This is a genomic window from Streptomyces sp. NPDC088147 (assembly GCF_044741565.1).
GTDB lineage: Bacteria > Actinomycetota > Actinomycetes > Streptomycetales > Streptomycetaceae > Streptomyces.
Genome location: NZ_JBIUSY010000006.1, coordinates 406,646 through 429,200, shown reverse-complemented (window position 1 = coordinate 429,200; position 22,555 = coordinate 406,646). Strand labels below are relative to the sequence as shown.

The 22,555-nt window shown below is 71.3% G+C and carries 16 protein-coding genes; 4 read left to right on the top strand and 12 right to left on the bottom strand.

Translation table 11 applies throughout. From position 1 onward, the window contains the following. Positions 1–52 precede the first annotated feature (52 nt). Both ACIOGX_RS22735 and ACIOGX_RS22730 read right to left on the bottom strand, forming a co-directional pair. Positions 53–1,036 carry a carbohydrate ABC transporter permease gene (locus tag ACIOGX_RS22735; protein WP_401915644.1) on the bottom strand — a complete coding sequence of 328 codons (984 nt, stop codon included), beginning with the start codon at positions 1,034–1,036 and terminating at the stop codon, positions 53–55. Further along, positions 1,033–1,938, bottom strand: coding sequence for an ABC transporter permease subunit (locus ACIOGX_RS22730; RefSeq protein ID WP_356507992.1), 906 nt, complete (start codon positions 1,936–1,938; stop codon positions 1,033–1,035). The genes ACIOGX_RS22735 and ACIOGX_RS22730 overlap by 4 nt, the downstream gene beginning before the upstream one ends. Positions 1,939–2,204: 266 nt before the next feature. On the opposite strand from ACIOGX_RS22730, the gene ACIOGX_RS22725 reads away from it, so the two are divergent. Next, positions 2,205–4,481, top strand: a complete 2,277-nt coding sequence (locus tag ACIOGX_RS22725) for an ROK family protein (protein WP_401915642.1) — start codon at positions 2,205–2,207, stop codon at positions 4,479–4,481. 99 nt (positions 4,482–4,580) lie between these two features. Then, on the top strand, positions 4,581–6,401 hold the full coding sequence (locus tag ACIOGX_RS22720; RefSeq protein ID WP_401915640.1) for a glycoside hydrolase family 71/99-like protein: 1,821 nt from the start codon (positions 4,581–4,583) through the stop codon (positions 6,399–6,401). Positions 6,402–6,528: 127 nt separating this feature from the next. Here the strand turns inward: ACIOGX_RS22720 and frc are convergent, their stop codons facing one another. After that, the gene (frc, locus tag ACIOGX_RS22715) at positions 6,529–7,785 is read right to left on the bottom strand and encodes a formyl-CoA transferase (protein WP_401915637.1); all 1,257 of its coding nucleotides are present in this window, start codon (positions 7,783–7,785) and stop codon (positions 6,529–6,531) included. A gap of 72 nt (positions 7,786–7,857) precedes the next feature. Further along, positions 7,858–9,609, bottom strand: a complete 1,752-nt coding sequence (gene oxc, locus ACIOGX_RS22710) for an oxalyl-CoA decarboxylase (protein ID WP_356507986.1) — start codon at positions 9,607–9,609, stop codon at positions 7,858–7,860. A gap of 277 nt (positions 9,610–9,886) precedes the next feature. Between oxc and ACIOGX_RS22705 the strand changes: the two genes are divergently transcribed. Then, complete coding sequence (locus tag ACIOGX_RS22705) at positions 9,887–11,479, top strand: FadD7 family fatty acid--CoA ligase (protein WP_401915634.1); 1,593 nt, start codon at positions 9,887–9,889, stop codon at positions 11,477–11,479. 113 nt (positions 11,480–11,592) lie between these two features. Here the strand turns inward: ACIOGX_RS22705 and ACIOGX_RS22700 are convergent, their stop codons facing one another. Both ACIOGX_RS22700 and ACIOGX_RS22695 read right to left on the bottom strand, forming a co-directional pair. After that, a complete protein-coding gene (locus ACIOGX_RS22700; protein WP_382515986.1) occupies positions 11,593–12,531 on the bottom strand; it encodes a LysR family transcriptional regulator in 939 nt (312 codons plus the stop codon). Between the two features lie 244 nt (positions 12,532–12,775). Next, positions 12,776–14,053 carry a GNAT family N-acetyltransferase gene (locus tag ACIOGX_RS22695; protein WP_356507980.1) on the bottom strand — a complete coding sequence of 426 codons (1,278 nt, stop codon included), beginning with the start codon at positions 14,051–14,053 and terminating at the stop codon, positions 12,776–12,778. 439 nt (positions 14,054–14,492) lie between these two features. On the opposite strand from ACIOGX_RS22695, the gene ACIOGX_RS22690 reads away from it, so the two are divergent. Continuing rightward, entirely contained in the window at positions 14,493–15,224 is a 732-nt protein-coding gene (locus ACIOGX_RS22690; RefSeq protein WP_356507978.1) for a TetR/AcrR family transcriptional regulator, read from the top strand. Between the two features lie 66 nt (positions 15,225–15,290). On the opposite strand, the gene ACIOGX_RS22685 is transcribed toward ACIOGX_RS22690, so the two are convergent. The 6 genes from ACIOGX_RS22685 to ACIOGX_RS22660 all read right to left on the bottom strand — a co-directional run bounded on the left by ACIOGX_RS22685 (position 15,291) and on the right by ACIOGX_RS22660 (position 22,533). After that, positions 15,291–17,270 carry an FAD/NAD(P)-binding protein gene (locus ACIOGX_RS22685; protein ID WP_401915631.1) on the bottom strand — a complete coding sequence of 660 codons (1,980 nt, stop codon included), beginning with the start codon at positions 17,268–17,270 and terminating at the stop codon, positions 15,291–15,293. Beyond that, positions 17,267–18,307, bottom strand: a complete 1,041-nt coding sequence (locus ACIOGX_RS22680) for a membrane dipeptidase (RefSeq protein WP_356507974.1) — start codon at positions 18,305–18,307, stop codon at positions 17,267–17,269. The genes ACIOGX_RS22685 and ACIOGX_RS22680 overlap by 4 nt, the downstream gene beginning before the upstream one ends. A 111-nt stretch (positions 18,308–18,418) precedes the next feature. Further along, the gene (locus tag ACIOGX_RS22675; protein WP_356507972.1) at positions 18,419–19,219 is read right to left on the bottom strand and encodes an ABC transporter permease; all 801 of its coding nucleotides are present in this window, start codon (positions 19,217–19,219) and stop codon (positions 18,419–18,421) included. Next, positions 19,216–20,205 carry an ABC transporter permease gene (locus ACIOGX_RS22670; protein ID WP_401915627.1) on the bottom strand — a complete coding sequence of 330 codons (990 nt, stop codon included), beginning with the start codon at positions 20,203–20,205 and terminating at the stop codon, positions 19,216–19,218. The genes ACIOGX_RS22675 and ACIOGX_RS22670 overlap by 4 nt, the downstream gene beginning before the upstream one ends. Next, positions 20,202–21,404, bottom strand: coding sequence for an ABC transporter ATP-binding protein (locus tag ACIOGX_RS22665; protein ID WP_401915624.1), 1,203 nt, complete (start codon positions 21,402–21,404; stop codon positions 20,202–20,204). The genes ACIOGX_RS22670 and ACIOGX_RS22665 overlap by 4 nt, the downstream gene beginning before the upstream one ends. Continuing rightward, the gene (locus ACIOGX_RS22660) at positions 21,397–22,533 is read right to left on the bottom strand and encodes an ABC transporter substrate-binding protein (protein WP_401915622.1); all 1,137 of its coding nucleotides are present in this window, start codon (positions 22,531–22,533) and stop codon (positions 21,397–21,399) included. The genes ACIOGX_RS22665 and ACIOGX_RS22660 overlap by 8 nt, the downstream gene beginning before the upstream one ends. Positions 22,534–22,555 lie beyond the last annotated feature (22 nt).

The following is a 22,555-nucleotide window of genomic DNA, read 5'->3' as shown; positions in this document are numbered from 1 at the left end:
AGGCCTCTCCTCTGTTGACATCAAGGGCCGAGTACGACAGCGGCCCGCCGGGTCAGCCCTTGACGGCGCCGATCATCACGCCCTTCGTCAGATGGCGCTGAAGGAAGGGATAGACGATCACGATGGGGACGATGGACAGCACGAGGATCGCCGCCTGGAGCGCCTGCGAGGGCGGCAGCGCCGAGCCCGCGGCCGATGCCTGGCCGGCGCCGATCGCCGAGTTGTTGACGACATAGGTTCTGAGGACCAGTTGCATGGGCCATTTCGCCGACTCGTTCATATAGAGCATCGCGTTGAAGAACGCGTTCCAGTACGACACCGCGTAGAACAGCCCCACCACGGCGATCGCGGCACGCGACAGGGGCACCACGACGCGGCGCAGGATCTGGGCCGCGTTGGCGCCGTCGATCCGGGCGGCATCGGTGAGTTCGCCGGGGATGCTCATGAAGAACGACCGCAGCACGATCACATTGAACGCGCTGACCATGGTGGGCAGGATCAGTGACCAGTAGCTGTTGATCAGATGCAACTGCTTGATCAGCAGATAGCTGGGGATCACACCCGGCGCGAACAGCATCGAGAACAGGAGGGTCATCAGCACCGGCTTGTGGCCGAAGGAGCCCGGCCGGCTCAGCCCGTAGGCGAGGGTGACGCTGGACAGCAGGCTCAGCGCCGTACCGACCGCCGTGACACCGACGCTCACCAGCAGGGCCCGTGACACCAGGCCGCCCTGGAGGATGGCGCGGTAGGCGTCGACGGTGGGATGGTCGGGCCACAGCACGAACCCGCCCGCCTCATTGACCTGCTGGGTGCCGGCGAGCGAGGTCGCGACGATGGAGAAGAACGGGACGGCGACCAGCAGACAACAGATCAGCAGCAGCAGCGATTTGACGGCACGCCAGGGTGGCGAGGCGGGGGTCTGACCGGGGATCGCGCTGTCGGTACGTCCGCGGCGCGGGGCCTTCGGAGCGGTGGTGGCGGCGGCCCGGCCGGTGGCCGTGGTCCGGTCGGTGGTGGCGGTCTGTGCGGCGTTCATTTGCGGTAGATCCCTTCCTCGCCGAAGAAGTGGGCGAGCCGGTTCGCGCCGAGTACGAGGACCACCCCGACCATGCCCTTGACCAGGCCCACAGCGGCCGACACGCCCCACTGGCCCGCCAGCAGACCGTTGTTGTAGACGTAGGTGTCGAGGACCTCGCTGGATTCGAGCCCCACCCCTGTCTGCTGGAGGATGATCTGCTCGAAGCCGACGCTGAGCGCGTCACCGAGCCGGAGGATGAGCAGCAGGACCACGAGCCCGCGCAGCGCGGGCAGGGTGACGTGCCAGGTCTGGCGCCAGCGGCCCGCGCCGTCGACCGCCGCCGCCTCGTAGAGGTTGTTGTCGACGCGGGAGAGCGCCGCGAGGAACAGGATCGTGCCCCAGCCGGTGTCCTTCCAGATCACCTGGGACGTGAGCAGCGTCTTGAACAGCTCGGGGTCGCCGATGATGTTCCAGGTGCCCATTTCCTGGGCGCGCAGGAAGACATTGAGCAGCCCGCCGTTGCCGAGCATCTGCTGGAACACGGCGACGACGACCACCCACGACAGGAAGTGCGGCAGATACAGGATGTTCTGCACGGCCTTCTTGACCCGCTCGCTCACCAGGCTGTTCAGCGCCAGCGCGAGCAGGATGGGCGCGGGGAAGACGAACACCACCTGGATCAGCAGCAGTTGCACGGTGTTGTTCAGTGCGTGGAGGAACGCGGCGTCGCCGTTGACCAGGACGCGGAAGTTGTCCAGCCCCGTCCAGGTGCTGTGCCAGATCCCGATGAACGGCTGGTAGTCCTGGAACGCGATCACATTGCCGAGCAGCGGCACATAGTGGAACAGCAGGACCACGAGGATGCCGGGCACCGTGAACCAGAACAGCGACCGGTCGCGACGTGCGGACCGTGTGGACATGGACTGCCCTTCGCAGGGGTGGGTTGAGCGACGTGCCGACCATGACAATCCATTGGTTTGTCTTACGTCAATGCTTCGTGCGCGTAAAAATCTGCCGCGCCGGGCCACGGTGATCGTTCTTACGGTGCAGCTCAACCAGCAGGAAGCGGTTTCTTTTTGGCCCTCTGGCTGCGGCTTCTCGGCGCACGGGGTGCCCCGGGACGCTCTCCATGGGCTCCAGAAATTGGCAACTTAGTACTTTTGCAGTTGTGGCGGCGGGTGTTTGGATGTCTGCCATGCGTGACATGGACGAGACCAGCAAGCCGGTGCTCAGCGACCGGGACCGCGAGGCCCTGCGGGTCTGGGCGCGCGGCGGTCCCGAGCGGTCCGTCCGCGCCCGTATCGTGCTGGACGCCGAGGCGGGTCTCAGCGTCTCCGGCAGCGCGCGGTCCCTCGGCATCTCCCGCCCCACGGTGACCACATGGCGCAAGCGGTACGCCGCCCAGGGGCTGGCGGGTCTGGAGCACCGCCCGCGCAGCGGCCGTCCGCCCCAGGTCGACGAGGCCGATGTCGTCGCCGCGACACTCGCGGGACCCCCCGCCCCGGCCCGTACCTGGTCGGCCCGCGCACTCGCGGACCGCCTCGGCGTCTCGCACACCACACTGACCGGGGTATGGCGCCGGTGGCAGGTGGGTCCTGGCGAAGGCAGCCTGCCGACCGTGCCCGCCGATCCCGCCCTGCCCTGCGCACGGGCCGAACTGCTCGGTGTGTGGGCGAGAGCCGACAGGGCGGTCCTGGTCATCGGCGAGGCCCCCGCGTCCGAGGGACAGCGCGGCCGGGCCACCGACGCCGACGAGCGACGCGCGCGCCACGCCGCCCTCGCCGCGCAACTCGACCGCGTACGGGACACCGAACCGCCCCGGGCCGGGCCGCCGTCCACGACCGGTGCCCACGCCCACACGGTTTCCCCGGGCGGCGTCCCCCTGCCCCGTGACCCGGGCCCCGGCGCCCTGATCGCCACCGCCGCCGCCCGTCACCCCCGCCGCACGCTGCACATCATCGCCTGGGGCGACGAAGCGGCGGACCGCGCGACCCCGGACGGGCACCCGGACCACGACGCTCCGCCCGAGGCCATCTGGCACCGGGCCGACTCCACCATGAGCTGGTCCGCCACCGCCTGTACGGTCGCGCTCGCCGAACTCGCCCAGTTCCCCGGCCGGTTCAGACCGGTCCTGCACGCGCTGACCGAGGCCGCGCGGGCGTACGCGGACGCGCCGGGCGACGCCGCCTTCAGCTGGCAGCGGTCGGAGACCCGCGCGGGGCGGACCCCGCCACGCCCCGTCCCCCGCGCCTTCAACCAGCTCGCGCTCGGCTCGTACAACGAGAAGCTGGTGATCGAGAGCATCCGCGAGGCCGGGGCGCTCAGCCGGGTCGAGATCGCCGAGCAGACCGGACTCACGCCCCAGGCGGTGTCCCGTATCACCCGCAATCTGCTGACCGCCGGGCTGCTCGCCGAGGACGGACGGCAGTCCGCGGGCGCCGGCAAACCGAGGGTGCCGCTCCGGCTGCGCCCCGACGCCGCGTCCGCCATCGGGGTCCATCTCGACCCCGAGATGATCAGCGTGGTGGCCGTCGACCTGTGCGGCGGCATCCTCGACCGCCGGCAGATGCACCTGTTCGAACGGCGCGACCCCGGCTGGTGCCTGGAGCACATGACGCGGCTGGCCCTGGAGTCCGCGGCGGTGGCCCGTCAGGCGTCGGAGGCCCTGCTCGGGGTCGGGGTCGCCGTGCCGGGCCCGGTCGACGCGCGCGCCGGGATCGTCCTCGACCCGCCGCTCTTCGACGGCTGGGAACAGGTGGAGCTCAAGGCGGAGCTGATCGAGCGGCTGGGCACGGCGGTGATCGTGGAGAAGGACGCCACCGCCGCGGCGATCGGCGAACGCTGGCTGGGCGCGGCCGACCGCGCCGGGGACTTCGTCTACCTCTACCTCGGCGCCGGCGCGGGCAGCGGTGCCTTCCTCAACGGCGACGTGTACCGCGGCACGACGGGCAACGCGGGCGAGATGGGCGAACTCTGCGCCATCAGAACCGGGTTGCTCACCGACGAGGGCGGCCCCCGCATGGTCGCGGAATGCGCCCCGATCTCGGCGGTCGTCGACCAGGCCAGGGAAGCGGGCCTGGTGGTGCCGCAGGGCGACGGCGCGTACGACTGGGTCTGCGAAGCGGCGGCGCGCGGTGACGACCGGGCCGTCACGGTGCTGGAGAACGTGGCCAGGACGGTCGCCCTGGGAGCGGTCGGCATCATCGACCTCCTCGACGTGGAGCTGCTCGTCGTGGGCGGACCGGCCGTCCTGCCGTCCGTCGCCGACCTCTATCTCGGCCAGATCTCCGCCGCCGTGAACCGCTTCCCGGTCGCGCGGCGCGTACGCGATGTGCATGTCGCCCAGTCACGCCCGAACCAGGCAGCGGAGGTCGGCGCCGCGTCCAGTGTGTTCCACTCCGCCTTCACCCCCCGTCTGAGCCCGCGCGGCCGTTCGGCGCGCGGAGCGTCACCTCACGCCTGAGCCGGGGGAGCGCGTCACCTCGCGCCGGGGTCGGAGTCATTGACGTATGGCAATCCAATGGATTTACATGGACGACTCCCCCCAACCCAAGGGTGCCTCATGCACAGACGCCGAAATCTCGTCCTGAGACTGACCCTCGTCCTCTCCCTCCTGACAGCGGGCCTGTGGTGGTCGGCGACCGCCCTGACCCCCACGGCGCACGCCGCCGCGAACCCGACCGTGAAGAACCGGGTGTACGCCGGCTACCAGGGCTGGTTCAACGCGCCCGGTGACGGCTCGCCGCTCAACGCGTGGCGGCACTGGGCCGGTTCACAGCCCTCGCCGGGCAATCAGTCCTTCGAGCTCTATCCCGACATGAGCGCGTACCCGGCCTCGGCCCGCCACACCACGGGGTACGCGCCGCTCGGCAATGGACAGAGCCCCACACTCTTCTCGTCCTATCCGACCGCCGTCGTCGACCAGCACTTCAGCTGGATGCGGCAGTACGGCATCGACGGCGCCGCTCTCCAGCGTTTCGGCAGCGACATCGCCGCTCCCGCCGCGCCGGGAGCGGTGAACCGCAACTCCATCGCCGCCAAGGCCCGTGACGCCGCGGAGAAGTACGGCCGGGGCTTCTACGTCGAGTACGACGTCAGCGGACTGACCGACGCCAACGTCGAGCAGGTCCTCACGCGCGACTGGACCGACGTCATCACCGGTTCGCTCCGCCTCACCGACTCCCCGGCCTACGCCAAGGAGGGCGGCAGGCCCGTCGTCGAGCTGTGGGGCTTCGGCTTCCTCAACCGGCCGGGCACCGCCGCACAGGCCGAGCGCATCGTGAACTGGTTCAAGGACCAGGGCCTGTACGTCATCGGCGGCGTGCCGCGCGGCTGGCGCACCGACGCGGACGCCAAGCCCGGATTCGGCCCGGTCTACCGGGCGTTCGACATGCTCTCGCCCTGGATGGTCGGCAGCACGGCCGACACCACTCCCCAGCTGACGGCCGACCGCGACGCGCTCAACGCGACCGGCCAGGACTACCAGCCCGTCATCTATCCCGGCTTCGCCTGGTCCAACTGGAAGGACGGCCCCCGCAACCAGATCCCGCGCAGGAACGGCGACTACCTCTGGCAGCAGGCCGCCAACGTCCGCAAGGCCGGGGTCCCGCAGGCGTTCATCGCCATGTTCGACGAGTACGACGAGGGCACCGCGATCGCGCCCGCCGCCGAGGACTCCTCGATGATCCCGGCCAACCAGTACTTCCAGACGACCAGTTCCGACGGGATGTACGTGTCGTCGGACTTCTACCTGCGGCTCGCCGGGAAGGCGACCCGCATGATCACGGGCCAGGACCCGCTGGTCACGCAGGTACCGATCCCGCTGACGACCGGCCCCACCTTCTTCCGTACCAGTGTGGAGAAGGACACGGACGCCACACCGACCTGGACCAACACCCCGGTGCCCGGCGGTACGTCGAACGTGACCGGCCCCGGCGGCAGCGGCTCACCCGTCCTCGGCGTGGTGACCGGTGAGGACCACCGGCTCGGGCAGTCGGCGCTCCGGATCCAGGGCAGCACCGCCACGACCGCGCACGCCTACGCGTACTTCCAGGCGTTCGACGTCGACATCCCGGTGACCGCGGCGACGAAGCTGTCGTACGAGTTCCTGCCGAAGGACGCGGGCGGACGGAACGTCGCGGTGGACTTCCTGATGACCGACGGCTCCACACTGCGCGACAGCGCCGCGAACACGACGGGCGGCACCGATATGCATCCGGCGGCGCCGAAGGGTAGCGTCGGCGCCTGGACGAAGATCCAGAGCAATGTCGGTCCCGCGCTGGCGGGCAGGACGATCGACAAGATCCTGGTGGGCTTCGACCGCCAGGGGACGTCCGGCGGCTTCCACGCGTACATCGACGACCTCACGGTCTTCAACGGCTGAGCGGCCTGAGCGGCTGAGCGGTTGAGTGGCCTGAACGGCTGAACGCATACGGGTGCCCCGCGCGCGGATCGCACGCGGGGCACCCGGACCGTTCGGATCAGCCGGCGTCGGCCGACGTCAGACGACGTCAGACGACGACGTTGCCGTCGTGCAGCTTGCGGATGTCGTTCGCGTCGTAACCGAGGTCCGCGAGAACCTCGTCCGTGTGCTCGCCGAGCAGCGGCGCACCCTTGATGTCGGGCTTGAAGCCGGAGAACTTGACCGGGCTGCCGACGGTCAGGTACGTGCCGCGCTCCTTCTGCTCGACCTCGACGATCGTGCCGCTCTTGCGCATGTCGGGGTCCTCGGCCAGCTCCTTCATGCTGAGCACGGGGGCGCAGGGCACCTCCCACTCGCGCAGGATGTCGACCGCCTCGTACTTGGTCTTGTCGGCCAGCCACTTCTCGATCTCGCCGAAGATCTCCATGATGCGCGGCTGGCGGGCACGGGCGCTCGTATAGTCCGGGTCCTCGACCCACTCGGGGTGGCCGATGGCCTCGGCGGTGCGCTTCCAGTTCTGCTCCTGGATCGTGAAGTAGATGTAGGCGTTGGGGTCGGTCTCCCAGCCCTTGCACTTCAGGATCCAGCCCGGCTGACCGCCGCCGCCGGCGTTGCCGCCACGCGGCACCGCGTCGCCGAACTCGCTGTGCGGGTACTGGGGGTACTCCTCCAGGTAGCCGACCTTCTCCAGGCGCTGCTGGTCACGGAGCTTGACCCGGGTCAGGTTGAGTACGGCGTCCTGCATGGACACCGAGACCTTCTGCCCCAGACCGGTCGCATTGCGCTGGATGATCGCGGTCAGCAGGCCGATCATCAGGTGCATACCGGTGTTGCTGTCACCGAGGGCCGAACCGCTGATGGTCGGCGGGCCGTCCCAGAACCCCGTGGTGGACGCGGCGCCACCGGCCGCCTGCGCGACGTTCTCGTAGACCTTCAGGTCGTTCCACGACGAGTCGTCGTTGAAGCCCTTGACCGAGCCGAAGATCAGACGCGGGTTCAGCTCGTGGATGTGCTCCCAGCTGAGACCCATACGGTCCATCGCGCCCGGCGCGAAGTTCTCGACCAGGATGTCCGACTCGCGGATCAGCTTCTCCATGACCTCCTTGCCCTCGGGGGTCTTGGTGTTGATGGCCAGCGAGCGCTTGTTGCTGTTCAGCATGGTGAAGTACAGGGCGTCGAGGTCGGGGATGTCCCGCAGCTGATTGCGGGTCACGTCGCCGCCCTGGGGGCGCTCGACCTTGATGACGTCGGCGCCGAACCAGGCGAGCATCTGGGTACACGCGGGACCGGCCTGGACCCCGGTGAAGTCGATCACCTTGATTCCGGCGAGCGGCTTGTCACTCATGGTGGCTTCCTTCTCGTGAATGATCTCGGTACGGAGGGTGTGGTGTGCGGGGGAGTGCGGTGAGCCGGTCGCTCACTTCTTCGCCGGCGTGATGTTGCCGACGGTGATGCCCTTCGGGTTGAGATGCGCGATGTGACCGCTCTCGGTGCCGGCCGACGGGTCGATCGCGCAGTCGATGAGCGCCGGGCCGCCCGAGGCCAGCGCCTCGGTGAGGGCCGCGGTGACCTCGGCGGGCGTGGTCGCGCGGTAGCCCTTGCCGCCGAACGCCTCGATCATCTTGTCGTGGCGCGCCTGGAGCATCAGGGTCGTCGGCGACGGGTCGTTCTCCAGCGGGTTGACGTCGTCGCCGCGGTAGACGCCGCCGTTGTTCATGATGACGGTGACGACCGGCAGCTTGTAGCGGCAGATCGTCTCCAGCTCCATGCCGCTGAACCCGAAGGCGCTGTCGCCCTCCACGGCCACCACCGGCTGACCGCTCTCGACGGCGGCGGCGATCGCGTACCCCATGCCGATGCCCATGACGCCCCACGTCCCGCTGTCGAGACGGTGGCGCGGCACATGCATGTCGATCACATTGCGGGCGATGTCCAGCGCGTTGGCGCCCTCGTTGACGAGGTAGGCCTCCGGGTTCTGGTGCAGGACGTCACGTACGGCCTTCAGCGCGCCCATGAACTGCATCGGGTGCGGGTCGGCCTTGAGCCGCTCCGCCATCTTGGCGACGTTCGTCGCCGACCGCGCCCCCAGCTCCTCGCGCCAGGCGGCGGGGGCCGTGATCTGGCCGGGCTTCGTCCGCTCGGCGAGCGCGTCGAGCACCGACTCGATGTCTCCGACGAGCGGGGCGGAGATGGGCTGGTTGCTGTCCAGCTCCTTGGGCTCGATGTCCACCTGGATGAACTTCGCGTCGGGGTTCCACTGCGGAGCCTCGCCGTGGTTGAGCAGCCAGTTCAGCCGCGCGCCGAGAAGCACGACGACATCGGCCTTCTTCAGCGCCAGCGAACGGGCGGTGGCGGCGGACTGCGGGTGGTTGTCGGGCAGCAGGCCCTTCGCCATCGACATCGGTACGTACGGAATGCCGGTGGACTCGATGAAGTCCCGGATCTTCTCGTCCGCCTGCGCGTACGCGGCGCCCTTGCCCAGCACCACCAGGGGCCGCTGCGCACCCGCCAGGATCTCGACCGCGCGGTCCACCGCCTCGGGCGCGGGCAGCTGGCGCGGCGCCGGGTCGACGAGACGGCTCAGCGTCTTCGCGCCCTTCTCCTTGTCCATGATGGAGCCGAGCACCGCGGCCGGGATGTCGAGGTACACGCCGCCGGGGCGGCCGGAGATGGCGGTGCGCAGCGCGCGGGCGATACCGCGGCCGATGTCCTCCACCCGGCTCACGCGGTACGCGGCCTTGACGAACGGCTGCGCGGCGGCGAGCTGGTCCATCTCCTCGTAGTCGCCCTGCTTCAGGTCCACGAGGTGGCGCTCGCTCGAACCCGAGATCTGCACCATCGGGAAACAGTTCGTGGTGGCGTTCGCGAGGGCGACCAGCCCGTTGAGGAAGCCCGGCGCGGACACGGTCAGCGCCACGCCCGGCCGCTTCGTGAGGTACCCGGCCGCCGCCGCCGCGTGGCCGGCGTTGCTCTCGTGACGGAAGCCGATGTAGCGGATGCCCTGCGCTTGCGCGAGGCGGGCCAGATCGGTGATCGGGATGCCGACCAAACCGTAGATGGTGTCCACGTCGTTCAGCTTGAGCGCGTCGACGACCAGGTGATACCCGTCGGTGAGCTCGGCCTGAGCGTCGGCGGTCGCCGCGTTCTCCTGTGCGGAAGGGGCGGTCATGGTCCGAGGTCCTCCTTGGGCAGTCATGCCTGATCGGCTTCTCGTCCCACCTTCGGCAGCACGCATCCACACGTCCAAGACCTATCGGCGACCAGCCGATAAACAGCATTTATCGATCAAGGATCGTCGCAGGTCAGACCCGTGCCGACAGCCCCCTCGAACGCCTTGATAGATCCTCGCTATCGGCTGTTCACCAGCGGGTATTGGACGCCCGCCGCCCGCCCGCGCAAGCTCGCAGACGACAGCTTCATCGGACCTGGTGCGAGGAGGTGTGCACATGGCCGTTCCGACCGAGGCATCGGTGCGCGACGCGGGCCCGTACCGGCCGCCGGCGCTCACCGGCCTCACCGATCTCCTCGACCGGCACGCGCGCGACCGCCCCCGCTCCCGGGCGCTCGTCGTCAGCGGGGACCGCGTACCGCTGTCCTACGGCGGTCTCGCCGCCCTGGCCGGCGACATCGCCGTCCGGCTCGGCCGCGCGGGGCTGCGCCGCGGTGACGTGGTCGGCCTCGTCTCCGCCAACACCGCCGAGTTCGTCGTCGCGCTGCTCGGCGCCGCACGGGCCGGACTGGTGGTCGCCCCGGTCGACCCCGCACTGCCCCCGGCACAACTGACCGACGGTTTCGACGCGCTGGGGGCGCGGGCGGTCCTCCTCGGACCGGTCGCCGCGGACACCGGGCCCGCCGCCGTGACCGGGGTCCCCGTCTGGCCCCTGCGCGTGGACATCTCCCACGCCGGGACGGCGACCGCCACACTCGACACCGGCGCGGGCGCGATGCCGCCCGCGCGGGGCGCGGCACCCGAACTCTCCGACCGCGACGCCCTCGTGCTGTTCACCGCGGGCACCACCGGGCAGCCCAAGATGGTCCCGCTGACCCACGCCAACGTGACCGCGTCCGTACGGGACATCTGTGCCACCTACGGGCTGGGCCCCGGCGACGCGACGGTCGCCGTGATGCCCTTCTTCCACGGCCACGGGCTCTTCGCCGCGCTCCTCGCCACCCTCGCCAGCGGCGGCTGCGTCCTGCTGCCCGAACGGGGACGCTTCACGGCGCACACGTTCTGGGACGACGTACGGGCCGTGTCCGCCAGCTGGTTCACCGCGGTGCCGGCCATCCACGAGATCCTCCTCGACCGGTCGGCGGCCGAGTACCCGGGCCCGCGGGCCGCGCCCCTGAAGTTCGTACGCAGTTGCAGCGCGCCCCTGAACACGGCCACGCAGCGGGCGCTGGAGCGTACGTTCGGCGCGCCGCTGCTGTCCGCGTACGGCATGACCGAGTCCACCCACCAGGCGACCAGCGAGCCGCTGCCGGAACAGGGATACCTGAAGCAGGGCTCCGTCGGCCCGTCGACCGGAGTGCGGCTCCGCGTCGTCGACCCGCAGGGACGGACGTGTCCGTCCGGCACCCAGGGCGAGGTGTGGGTGCACGGCCCCACCGTCGCCCGCGGCTATCTCGGCGACCCGGCCGAGACGGCGCGCGGCTTCACCGACGGGTGGTTCCGCACCGGTGACCTGGGCAGCCTGGACGAGGACGGCTATCTGTTCCTCACCGGGCACCTCAAGAACCTCATCAACCGCGGCGGCGAGAAGATCTCCTCCGAGCACGTCGAGGACGTCCTCGCCGGCTGCCCCGGTGTCGCCGAGGCGGCCGTCTTCCCGATCCCCGACGCGCACTACGGGCAGCGGGTCGGCGCCGCCGTGGTCGTACGCGAGGGCGAGAACCTCGGGTCCGAGCAGATCCTGAGGTACTGCCGCAACCGGCTGTCCGCCGTGGAGGTACCGGACCGGCTCGATGTCGTGGCCGCGCTCCCGCACACCGCCAAGGGCGGGCTCGACCGGCGGGCGGTGGCGGGCCGGTACGCGCACTGACGGCGCGGGGCCCGGCTCCCGGATCTGCCGGACACGGCCCGGCCCGCGTCCCGTCGGACGTGATGCCCGTCCCGTCGGAGGTGATGCCCGTCCTGTCGGAGGTGGTGCTCGGGCTATCGGACGTGGTGCTCGGGCTCGGTCGGCAGCGGCTGGTCGAAGAACGCGTCCAGCGACAGGCCCGTCGCCGCGTTCACGAACGCCCGCGCGGCGATCGAACCGGGCGTCGCCGCGTGGATCGCGACCGAGACCTGCGCCCTGGCGTCCGGCGCGACCAGACGCACGGCCCGTGTCCTGCCGATCACCGGCATCGCGCGCAGCCAGGTGTGCGGCACGATGCTCGCCCACTCACCGACGCCCACATGCGCGTACAGCGAGGCGACCGAGTCCGTCTCCACCTGCGGGGTCACCACGACCCCGCTCTCCGCGAACACACTGTCGATGAGCTGACGGATCCTCATGTCGGGTGTCAGCAGCGCGAGCGGCAGCTGCGCCGCCTCCGCCCAGGTCATGGTGTGGGTCTGGGGCATCAGCTGATCCCCCGACGCGAGCAGTACGTACCGCTCCTGGTACAGCGGCACGACCTGAAGGCTCTCCCCGTCCTCCGGGGCGAAGTGCGAGATCGCGGCGTCCAGTTCGAATTCGCGCAGCTGGCGGAGCAGTGTCTTCGCCGACAGCCGGGAGCGTACCTGCACCTTCGCCAGCGGGTGCGCCCCGCAGAAGGCGGCCACGGGCAGTGACAGGGTCGTCGACGCCGTGGGTTCCGTACCCAGCCGCAGCGTGCCGGTGATACCCGACTGTACGGCGGCCACCTCGGCCTTGAACGCGTCCTGCTCGGCGAGGATCCGCTTGGCCCACACGACGAGCCGTTCGCCTTCCGGGGTGAGGCCCTCGTAGTTGTGCCCCCGGTTGATCAGCGTGACGTTCAGTTCCCGCTCCAGCTTGGCGATCGCCGCCGAGAGCGCCGGCTGTGACACGTAGCAGGACTCCGCGGCCCGCGCGAAGTGCCTCTCCCTGGCCACGGCGACGAAATACTCCAGCTGCCGGAACAGCATCGGCGACTCCTCCCTGACCGTGGATCCCTGCCCGCGGATCATGACGGCACCGGGCCGCGACTTCTCCGGCTCCGGCGACGCCTTCACTCATCCTACTTATCAACGGTTCAATGACCGGCCCGGAATCCCTCTCCGCATGCCGGGAGAACCGCCCGTGGCGGCGTACGAGGATCGTCGGCGGGCCCAGGCCCAGGCCCAGGCCCAGGCCCAGGCCCCGGCACCGGCACTGACCCCGGCCCCGGCATCACATCCGTACATGGCGCTCGATGTCCTCCCGGAACGCGGTGAGCGCCTGATCGGTGAGTGTGGGCCGGGTCTCGGCGACGGCCGCCAGGTAGTCGTCCGTACTGGCCGGCTCGCCCCGGCGGTCGACGACCTCCCGTTCGAACGCGGCGTGGGCGCCCTTGCGGGCGGCGAACTCGATGTCGGCGGGGGTGAACATCTCGCTGGCCGTGACCAGCCGGCCGAGATCCACCTTCTCGGTGGCGGGGCCGAGATAGCGCCGCCAGATCGCCTCGCGGGCGACCGGATCGGGCGGACCGACGGGGATGACGTAGTCGAACCGGCCGGGGCGCAGAAACGCCGGATCGAGGGACCGGACGGAGTTGGTGGCGCAGATCAGCAACCGGTCGTCGTGGTCACGGAAGCCGGGGATCAGCTTCAGCAGCTCGTTGGTGACCCCGTGCCCGGGATCGACGGCCAGACCGGAGCGGGCGGCGGCGATCTCCTCGACCTCGTCGATGAACAGCAGTACGGTCTCCAGCTCGGCCAGATCGGCGAAGGCGTCCCGCAGCGAGGTGGCCAGGCCCCCCACACCGGCCGCCGCGAGCCGGGAGGGGAACAGCTCCACGAACGGCCAGTCCAGCCGGGAGGCGACGGCCTTGGCGAAGGTGGTCTTGCCGGTGCCCGGCGGTCCGAAGAGGATCACCGCCTTCGGTGGCGTCACCCCGTACCGGTCGGCCAGCGCGGGTTCGGTCAGGGGCAGCACGATCCGCCGCTCGATGGTCTCCTTCTCCCGCTCCATTCCCGCGAGGGCGTCCCAGAGGCCCTGCGGCAGTACCCTCCCGCCGAGTTCGGTGAGCAGACCCGCGTCACCGGCGCCGAGATGCTCGACCTTCTCGTAGAGGACGAGTCCCTCGCGCGTCCGGTAGCCGGAGTTCCGCAGCGCGGTGTCTCCGGTGGCGCCCGGGGCGAGGAGCGCGCCGATCCGGCGTACCCCGTGGACGCGCAGGCGCCGCTCCAGCTCGGCGATGAGGGCGCTGCCGATCCCGCGCTGACGCCACGCCGCGGCGAGAGCCACCAGTGTGATCCAGGCCCGCTCGCCCTGGGTCCGGGCCACCGCCATCCCCACCAGATCGTCGCCGACCACGGCGACCACGGCGGGCTCGCCGGTCCGGGCCGCGGCCATGACCTCGGAGACGGGGAAGACGGGCGGCGCATCGTCATGCCGGTCCTGGTCCCAGATCTGGATCGCGGCGTCCAGATCATCGTCGTGGAAGTCCCGCAGTCGCCACGTCGGCATCGTCCGCCACCTCGCCGGCGGGTCGCCGCACACCTCGGCGGCTCCCCAGGTCACGTGCTGCCGGGCGGCAGCCACGGTCCCGCCCCTCCACATTCTCCGCGCCGGCCGGACGCCCGTCGAACGGGAGGCCGCGGCCCGGAGCCTGTCCGCCGGCCCGTCCCGGTGCGGCGGCAAGGATCACCAGGGTGACCGCGCACGCGAACCAGTGGGCCCCGTGGAATCCACCGATTCCGGCGCCAGCGCCGGCCGCGGCGCCACTGCCGACGGCCGCCAGGATCAGGGCGACGCGGGCGACGCCCAGGACCAGCGGGATGCGTACGGAGGGCGCGACGAACCGGGCGGTTCCACATAACGACCCGTCAAGGTCTCCGGCAACCGAATCGATCAGAAAAATGTACCGTTTGGTTCATGTATTGGGGTGACGCGGTACGCTGCCGAGGTGAACGGAGCCGAGACCTCGAACGCGAGCAGACGTGAGGCGCCGCGCGGGCGCATCGACAAGCGGCAGGCGATCCTCGAAGCCGCGTTCAGGACGTTCGCCCGTGAGGGGTACGGACAGTCCTGCGTACGGGAGATCGCGGCCGAGGCGGGCGTGGCCAAGCCCACCATCTACAACCACCTCGGGGACAAGGAGACGCTGTTCCGCGAGGCGATGCTGGCGGCCGTCGGCCGTACGAGCGGCGCGGGGCCGGCGGCGCTCGAACAGCTCCGGGAGCCCGACGGCGATGTGCGCGCCATGCTGGAGGAAGCCGGCCACCGCATCCTGAAGAACCACTGCGACCCGGAGTCCCAGGCGCTGCGCCGGCTCCTCAACGCCGAAGCGGCCAGGTTTCCCGACCTGTTGGAGACCATCCAGCGCGAGGGCCCGCAGCGCCTCCACGACGCGCTCGCCGACCGCCTGGCACGCTTCGCGCTCTCCGGGCGCCTGCGCACCAGCGATCCCGACCTGGCCGCCGAGCAGTTCCTCGCGCTGCTCACGGGCCCGATGGAGCTGCGCACCCGGCTGGGCACGCGCGAGGTGTCCGACGCCGAACTGCGCACCGTGGGACGGGCCGCGGTCGACACGTTCCTGCGCGCCCACGCTCCCCGGGCCGATGACGGCTTCGATCCGCTCACCCGGCAACTCGACGGCCCGGCGGCCCGGTTCGGCGGCTCCGCGGGCCAGGACTGACGGCCTTTCCGGCCCGGGGCCCGTGTCGGCTCCACCGCCTGCTTGGGCCCACCGCCCGCACGGGCTCTACCGCGCGTGCGGACGGACGCGGGCCGCCCTCAGTGCCGAGCGGGCGATGGCGTCCGCCTCACGGAACATCGCCGCGTCGGCGCGCGCCCGTGCGCCGATCGCCGTGTTCCAGTGGACCCCCTCGACCGGGATGCCGAACGCGAACAGCCGAGGATGCGGTCGCCCCGCCGCGTCGCGCACGCGGAGATCGGACGGCGAGGCGACATCGAGGGCCCCCGTCGCGACGCCCTCGTTGCCGGAGCCGGAGCCGGAGCCGGAGCCGGAGCCGGAGCCGGAGCCCGAGCCGGAGGCCGAGCCCGCCCTGTGCGGGCGGGCCAGTCCCGAGGCGACGAGTCCGCGCAGCAGCGGGTCGGCGCTCAGGGCCAGATCGGCGCCCGGGAGCCAGGCGTCCAGCAGCGCCCGCGCCGTCGCCGGGGGGCCGTCCGTGGTCGGGGACGTGGCGACGAAGGCGCCCGCCGCCGCGTCCACGGCGACGGCCGGGCGCGCGCCCACGAACTCGACCACCCCCGCCTCGTACAGCGCCGCCAGCTCCGCGATCCTGCTCGCGGGCGGACCACTGGCGATATGCGCGCCGAAGGACCGGAACCACGACAGCTCGCGGTGCGACGGCCCGTTCAGCACGCCCGCGGCGACCACCCGCCGTACCTGCCCCTTCACCGCCGCGATCGCCGCGGCGGCGGCCTTGAGCGGGGTGTGCTCCGGTGCGCGGGCCGCGTCCAGGTCCTCGTACAGCCGCTCCGCCAGCCACGCTCCGAACACCGCGCGGTCACGGAACCGCCGCCCGTCCAACGGCCTGTCCAGGGCGAACGGATCGAAGCGGTCGGCGGGGTCGTACAACTGCTCCGCGACCGGGTCGGCCTCCGCGCCGTATCCGTCGCCTGCCGCCGCGTACCGGTCGAGGAGGACGGCGGCGGGCAACCGCGCGGCCCCGGGACGTACATCGAGAAGCGTCCGGTACCAGGCCGCTCCCGCCTCCTTCACGATCAGCGGCCACACCTCCGCCAGGAAGCCGACCGTGCCCGGCTCCCGCGCGGTCAGCCGCCCGGTCGCCGCCGCGTCGAAGAACCGGAGGCGGTGGCCCGTGGGCATCCGGCCCGGCACCTGACGGCGCGCCAGATACGGCACGCCGCGCCCCGAACCGGCGAGCAGGCGCGGCTCACGGCCGGACGGCAGATAGCGGAGCCGGCCGGCCGGGCCGGCCTGTTCGAAGCGCCCGCCCCGCCCGGAGGTCAGCACCGTCAGCTGGTCGAAGAAGTTGAGCGCCAGGCCCCGTACGAGCACGGGCTCCCCGGGCGGCAGCAGGTCGAGCCGGGCTTCGGCGGGGTGGCCCGGGGGCAGATGCGCCAGCCCGTGCCGGCGCGCGGCGGCGGCGAGTTCGAGCGCGCCGGGGGCCGGCCGCTGATCGGTGTGGCCGGTGGCGAGCAGCACCGTGTCGACGACCAGCTCGGTCCCGTCGCCGAGCCGCAGCCGCAGCCGGCCCTCCGGTGCCTCGTCGAGACCGACGGCCCGCGTGGGATGGACGACGATCCGCATGTTCGGCGAGGCGGTCCGGACGATCCGCTCGTGGGACCAGGCCAGATAACGGCCCATCAGCGCGCGCCGCGGATGCTCCCAGGGCCGGAGGCCGGACGCGGCGCCGGGCGCGTGGTCGCGCGCCCACTCCACCAGGGTCGGACCGGTCGTGGCCGGTCCCTCCATCCGTACGGTGTCGTCCGGGAACGCGGTCGCGTGCCCGGCGACGGTATTCATCAGCAGCTCTTCCGGCTGCCCTGGATCCCAGACCCGCCCGGCGCCCGGGGTGTGCGGCTCCACGACATGCACCTCGGCCGGGGTGTCCGCCCAGGGCCCCGACGGGCCGAGATTCGCCGTGAGACGTTCCAGTACGGCGGTACCGCGCGGCCCCGCCCCGACGACCGCGACACGGACCGGGCCGACGAGCGAGCCCATGAGCGGGTCGGTGACCGGGCGCGCTGTCACGCGCCCGTGCCCCAGATCTCCGTCAGGACGCGGTGCATATTGCCGCCGAGGACCTTCCCGATGTCCTCGGCGGTGTAGCCGCGGCCGACGAGCAGCTCGGTGATCCGGGGCAGATCGGCGGGGGTGCCGAGGCCCTCGGGATGGATTCGGTCGAGATCGAGGTCCTCGCCGACGATCGGGATCTCCGGGTAGAGCCGGCGGACCCGCGCCATGCCCTCGCGCGAGTACTTGCGCTCGTCGCCGACGTCCGTGCCGACGATGACATGGTCGATGCCCGCCAGCTCGACCAGACAGTCGATGTTGTCGGCGAACACCTCGGCGCCGGGACGCCGGGTCAGACCGTCGGGGCTGAGGAACCCGGACTTGGCCGCCAGCCCGAACACCCCGCCGCGCGCGGCCAGTTCACGGACCACGACATCGCTCTTGTTGCGCGGACTGGCCACGAAGCGGGTCAGTCCCGCGTGGGTCACGAGGACGGGCCGCTCGGAGATCTCGATGGTCTCCAGCGTGGAGCGCTCGCCGGTGTGCGACAGATCGAGCGCCACGCCCAGCCGGTTGGACTCCCTGACCAGGGAGCGGCCGAAGCGGCTCAGTCCGCCGTTGGCGCTCTCGCCGGAGCCGTCGCCCGCGTAGTTGCGGTTCTGGTAGGTCAAGCCCATGAAGCGCAGGCCCAGTTGGTACAGCGCCTCCAGCCGCCACAGGTCCTCGCCCACCGGCTTGCTGTCCTCGAATCCGGCGAACCACGCGACGGCGCCCGCCGCCTTGGCGCGGGCCACATCGTCCAGGCCGAAGCCCTGGAACACCCGCCCGCCGGTCTCCGCCAGCCGCCGCTGCCAGCCGATGATCCCCGCCGCCGCGTCGTCGTACCCCTGGGAGATGGAGACCGCGTGGTTGATCGCGGTGACCCCGGAGGCGGCGAGCTTGCCGAGGTAGGTCTCGTCCGCCCAGGAGAGCGGGGTGCAGTCGAGCGCGTTGAAGACGACGCTGTCCCGGTGCAGTGCGGTGGGATCGAGGGGCTGCGCCTGGGTCACGGACACGGTGGACCTCCTTGGAAGGGGCCGGAGTCGGGGGACGGAGGGGGATCGGGCTATGAGGGAGTGGAGTCGCGGGAGAGGTGCCGGGGGAGGCGGGGTCGGGGGACGCGGCCGTCAGCCGGAGCGCAGCGTGCGCCGCAGACCGAGGCCGCGCTCCACGACCACGACCACGACGACGGAGAGCAGCACGAGCAGGACGGAGAGCGAGGCCACGGACGGATCGCTGCGGTACTCGACGTACTGGAGGACGGCCACCGGCAGCGGCACCGTCCGCTGCCCCGAGACGAACAACGAGATGACCGTCTCGTCGAAGGACAGCAGGAAGGCGATGATGCCGCCCGAGAGAAGACCGGGCCTGATGGCCGGCAGGGTGATCCGCCAGAACGTCATCGGCCCGCTCGCGCCGAGCGTACGGGCCGCCTCCTCGGCCCGCGGATCCGCGGACACCAGGGACGCGGAGACCGTCCGTACGACATACGGCACGGTCACCCCGAGATGGGCCAGGATCAGACCCGTGTACGTGTCGGTGAGCGGGATCGGCGCCAGGATCAGCAGCAGGGCGAGCCCGAGCACGATGTGCGGGACCAGCAGCGGCGAGAGGAAGGCCGCCTCGATGGCGGCGCGGCCCCGGAACCGCAGCCGGGTGAGCGCGAGCGCGGCCGGTACGCCCGTGACCATCGCCAGCAGCGCGGTCGCCGCGGCCGTGAGCCCGCTGACCCGGAACCCCTCGCGGAACGCCTCGTTGGCGAAGACCTGCCGGTAGGCGTCGAGCCCGAACCCCTCGGGCGGGAACCGCAGATAGGACGAGGTGTCGAAGGATTCCACGAGCACGATGAGGATCGGCGCGAGGAGGAACAGATAGAGGACGGTGAGGACCACGGCCCACACGGTCGAGGTCAGCCGGCGCGCGTTCATGAACCTGCCTCCCGCGGCCCGGTGAAGCGGGCTTCGAGGGCCCGCTGGGCCCGGAGATAGAGCGTGATGACCACACCGAACACGGCGAGCAGCAGGACCGAGAGGACCGCCGCCACCGGCCAGTCCAGGGCCGTGATGGCCTCGTCGTAGATCTCGGTGGCCAGGACGAAGACCCGGCCGCCGCCGATGAGCCGGGGCGTCACATAGCCGCTCAGGCTGAGGACGAACACCAGCAGCGCGGCGGTGAGCACGCCCGGCAGGGTGAGCGGCAGCACGATCCGGCGGAACACCGTACGGCGGGGCGCGCCCAGCGACGCGGCGGCGTGTTCGAGCGCCGGGTCGAGCCGGCCGAATCCGCTGATCATCGCGAGGATGGCGAACGGCATGTAGATCTCGGTCGAGGCGATGACCACGCCGGTGAGGTTGTTGGCCAGGGGCAGCGGGCCGTCGATCAGCCCGGCGCCCGTCAGCGTCTTGTTGATGACGCCCTGGCTGCCGAGGATCGCCATCCAGCCGAAGGTGCGCGCGACGGAGGAGATCAGCAGCGGGGTGACGGCGAGCGCGATGAGCAGGCCGCGCCACCGGCTGGTGGTGCGCGCCAGGAAGAGCGCCACCGGGTAGGAGACGAGGAGGGTGAAGACCGTGACGAGGACGCCGAGTTCGACCGTCCGGCCGATGACGTTCCAGTAGTGGCCGCTGCCGAGCACATGCCCGAAAGTGGCGAGGGAGAAGGTCTGCCGGATCGCGCCGCCTTCCCCCGACTCGTTCAGCGACATGCGCAGGACCCACACGAGCGGCAGCGCGTATGTCAGCAGCAGAGCCAGCAGGCCCGGCGCGAGCAGGGCGAGCGCCAGCCGGCCGGGGCCGCGTCCGCGCGGTGGCACGTTGACGGCGGGCGGGGCGTTCGCGGGCCGTGCGGTCCGAGTGCCGTCCGGGGCTTCCACGGCCTGCGCGGCTTCCGGGGCTTCCGCGGGGTCCACCGTCATGACCGGCTCTCCCGGGCGATCCCGGCGGCTCCGGCGGCTCCGGTGATGCCGGCGGGCTCGGCGGCCCCCGTGGGTTCGCCTTCCCCGACGGCGGCCACCAGCCGCGGGGCCTCCGGGTCCCAGGACAGCTCCACCTCGGCACCGGGGCCGAACGACCGCTGTGCGCCGGTGGGCCGTTCGACGTCCAGTACGGGCCCGGTGTCGCCGACGCGCACCCGGTAGGCGACGGTCTCGCCCGCGTACCCCGCCGACAGGACGGTGCCCCGGGCCCCGCCGGTGCCGGGCGCGACGGCGGTGAGGGCGATGCGGTGCGGGCGCAGCATGACCGTGGCCGTACGGCCCTTCGCCACACGGGCGCCCGCCGCGGAGACCGTTCCGAGGCCCGGCAGTTCGACGGAGGTCCGCTCGCCGTCCGGATCGCCCGCCGTACCGTCGAGCAGATTGGCCCGGCCCACGAACTCCGCGACGAACGGACGCGCGGGCCGCTCGTAGATGTCCTCAGGGGTGCCCACCTGCTCGATGCGGCCGTGGTTCATGACGGCGACGCGATCGGCCATGGAGAGGGCCTCCTGCTGGTCATGGGTGACGAAGACCGTGGTGACACCGGTCTCGCGCTGGATCCGGCAGATCTCGTCACGCATCGCGGAGCGCAGCCGCGCGTCCAGATTCGACAGCGGCTCGTCGAGGAGGAGCACGGCCGGTTCCACCACCAGCGCGCGGGCCAGCGCGACGCGCTGCTGCTGACCACCGGAGAGCTGGCCGATCCGGCGTCCGGCGAGATGACCGAGCCGTACGAGGCCCAGCGCGTCGTCCACCCGGCGCTTCAGCTCCGCCTTGGGGATCTTGCGCATCTCCAGCCCGAAGGCGATGTTGCGGGCCACGTCCAGATGCGGGAAGAGTGCGTACGACTGGAAGACCACGCCCATGTCACGGCGGTGCACCGGCGCGTCCGTGATGTCCCGGCCGTCGACCCGTACGGTCCCCGAGGTGGGCGGGACCAGACCGGCGATCATGCGCAGCGTGGTCGACTTCCCGCAGCCCGAGGGGCCGAGGACGGCGAGCATCGAGCCGCGCTCGACGGCGAGATCGATGCCGCGCACGGCGGCGCCGTCCTTGCCCGGATAGGTCTTGGCCAGCCCGTCGAGCACGAGATGCCCGGCGGCGCCCACGACGGGCGCGGGAGGCGGTGTGTCACCCACCGATGACCTCCCGCTTGATGCGGTCGACCCAGTCGGTGTAGCGCGGGGTGAGCCAGTTCCAGTCGACGGGGATCTGGTTCCTCTGCTGCTCGGCGGAGGCCTGGGTGCGTTCCTTGGTCGCGGCGGCGAGCCGGACGTCCTTGTTGACGGGAGCGTAGAACGCCTCGTCGTCGAACGCCTTCTGTGCCTCCGCGCCGATCGCGTAGTCGATGAACTTCTGCGCGGCGGCGGTGTGCGCGGAGTTGTTGACCAGGTTGATGGTGTTGACCTGGGTGACCGTGCCCTCCTTGGGGAGGACCGGCTGCACGACCCCGTCCGACGAGTCCTTGTAGTACTGGCCGCGGGCGTTCCAGCCGACCGCGACATCCGCGTCACCGGACTGGATCGCGGTGTAGACGTCGGGCGACGGCTGCCAGGTCTGGACGGCCGGGGACAGCGTCCTGAGCTTGTCGATCGCCGGGCCGATGTCCTGCTTGTAGTCGGCGCGGAGGATCTTCTCCAGGGCGATGATCAGGGCGACGCCCCGGGTGTCCGCGACGGGCATCGCCAGCTTGCCCTTGTACGCGGCGTTCCAGAGGTCGTTCCAGCTGGTGGGCGCCTTCTCGACGTTCTTGGAGTTGTAGAGGATCGAGAGGCTGTCGAAGGTGACGGCGGGGCCGTGGCCGTCCTTGCTCTTCGCGCTGTCGACGAGACGGCCGAGGTTCGGCACCTTCGACGCGTCGAGCGGTGCGAACAGCTTCTCCTTGTTGGCCGTCGGTGCCACGGAGCTGTCCATCAGCGCGACGTCGGCGACCGGTCGCGAGGTGCTCGCGCGCAGCTTGGCCAGTACCTCGGAGGAGTTCTGAACGGGCACGTACGTGACGGTGATGTCCGGGTTGGCCTTCTCGAACGGCTGGATGACCGTCTTGGTGAAGGCGTCCTGGAAGGTGCCGTAGAACCCCATGAACGTGACGGTCTGCTTGCCCCCGGAGCCGCCGGAGGAACCGGACGGCGAGGTGGCGGAGGAGGTGCAGGCCGTCGTCAGCAGCGCGGTGCCGGTCAGTACGGCGGCGGTCACGAGGGCGGGGCGCAGGGACAGACGCGGGGAGGGGCGCGAGGACGGGCGCGGGGACGGGCGCTGGGAAGGCATGGCGGTCTCCGGTCGGAGGACG